Source organism: Microbacterium sp. zg.Y909, from assembly GCF_024626565.1.
Genome location: NZ_JANJFJ010000639.1, coordinates 1 through 1,455 on the forward strand (window position 1 = coordinate 1; position 1,455 = coordinate 1,455).

A 1,455-nucleotide genomic window follows, 5' to 3' on the forward strand; every position below is an offset into this window, starting at 1 on the left:
GGTGAGCAGCGCCTGACCGATGACGTTGTTGATCTTGTGGGACCCGGTGTGGTTGAGGTCCTCGCGCTTGAGGAAGACCCGGGCGCCGCCGGCGTGCTCGGCGAAGCGCGGCACCTCGGTGAGAGGCGACGGGCGCCCGGCGTACGAGCGCAGCAGGCTCTGGAACTCCGCCTCGAACGCGGGGTCGGTCTTGGCCGCTTCGTATACCGCGGTCAGCTCGTCGATCGCGGCGATGAGCGACTCGGGCATGTAGCGCCCGCCGAAGTCGCCGAAATAGGGCCCTGCAGCGTCGCGCAGACTCATGAGCCGGCCTCCAGGAAAGCGGTGAGGGTCGACACGGGGTCGCCGGTGACCAGCGCCTCCCCGATGAGGACCACGTCGGCGCCGGCGCCGCGATAGTGCGCGACGTCGGCAGGGGTGAGAACGGCGGACTCGGCGATCTTCACGGCATCCGCCGGAATGTGCTCGGCGAGCCGGCCGAAGAGGTCGCGGTCGAGGTCGAAGGTCGACAGGTCGCGGGCGTTCACGCCGATCAGCCGGGCGCCGACGTCTGCGGCGCGGTGCACCTCGTCGAGCGAGTGCGTCTCGACCAGCGGCGTCATGCCGAGCTCGAGCACGAGAGCGTGCAGCTGCGCCAGCAGGGGCTGCTCGAGGGCTGCGACGATGAGCAGCACGAGGTCGGCCCCCGAGGCGCGTGCTTCGAGCACCTGATAGGGCGTCGCGATGAAGTCCTTGCGCAGCACCGGCACCGACACGGCGGCCTTGACCGCTTCGAGGTCGGCGAGGCTGCCCTTGAAGCGGCGCCCTTCGGTCAGCACCGAGATCGCGCTCGCTCCCCCGGTCTCATAGAGCGAGGCCTGGTGGGCGGGATCGGGGATCGCCGCCAGGTCGCCGCGAGAGGGGCTCGCGCGCTTGACCTCGGCGATGATCCTCACGCGGTCCGCTGGTGCCAGCGCGTCGAGGGCGGCACGCGGCGCAGGCTGCGACAGCGCGAGCTTCTCCACCTCGGCGAGCGGTCGCCGCAGCGCGCGCTCCTCGGCGTCCTCGACCGCGCCGGCGGTCAGGCCCGCGAGCATGCTCAATGCTGCTTCGAGGCGTACTTGTCGCCGTAGGCTCCGTAGCCGGCCTTGGACATGGCCCAGCCGACGATGGCGCCGACGACGAGCAGACCGGCGGAGGCCCAGACGAGCGCCGGCATGTCGAGCCAGAAGAACAGGGTGCCCAGCACGAACGCGAGCAGCATGATGACGACGGCGGTCCACGCTGCCGGGGAGTGTCCGTGGCCGGGGTCGCCGATGTGGTTGCTCATCTGTCTCCTTCGCGTACGCAGGCGGCAGGGCGGCCGCATGCCTTCCTCAGTCTAGCGGGGTCAGGCTGTCGGGTCCGAGCCGCGCGACAGGTCGTCCCATGAGTCGATGGCGTCGTGCGGTCGCGACGAGGCGGGGCCGGCGGCGG

2 protein-coding genes and 1 pseudogene are annotated in these 1,455 nt (G+C 71.1%); all 3 read right to left on the minus strand.

From position 1 onward, the window contains the following. Positions 1-303 (minus strand): annotated as a pseudogene (locus NQ160_RS23685) (pyridoxal-phosphate dependent enzyme); the annotation flags it as partial. Continuing rightward, entirely contained in the window at positions 300-1,076 is a 777-nt protein-coding gene (gene trpC, locus NQ160_RS23690) for an indole-3-glycerol phosphate synthase TrpC (protein ID WP_257517439.1), read from the minus strand. The pseudogene NQ160_RS23685 and the gene trpC, both read right to left, overlap by 4 nt. Positions 1,077-1,078: 2 nt before the next feature. Further along, positions 1,079-1,309 (minus strand): DUF6704 family protein, encoded by a 231-nt coding sequence (locus NQ160_RS23695; RefSeq protein ID WP_257517440.1) that lies wholly within the window; start codon positions 1,307-1,309, stop codon positions 1,079-1,081. Positions 1,310-1,455: the final 146 nt, after the last annotated feature.

Bases quoted from the DNA above. Each gene is read 5' to 3' on its own strand.
- NQ160_RS23695 (WP_257517440.1), bottom strand. From the start codon at position 1,309: ATGAGCAACCACATCGGCGACCCCGGCCACGGACACTCCCCGGCAGCG.
- trpC (WP_257517439.1), bottom strand. From the start codon at position 1,076: ATGCTCGCGGGCCTGACCGCCGGCGCGGTCGAGGACGCCGAGGAGCGC.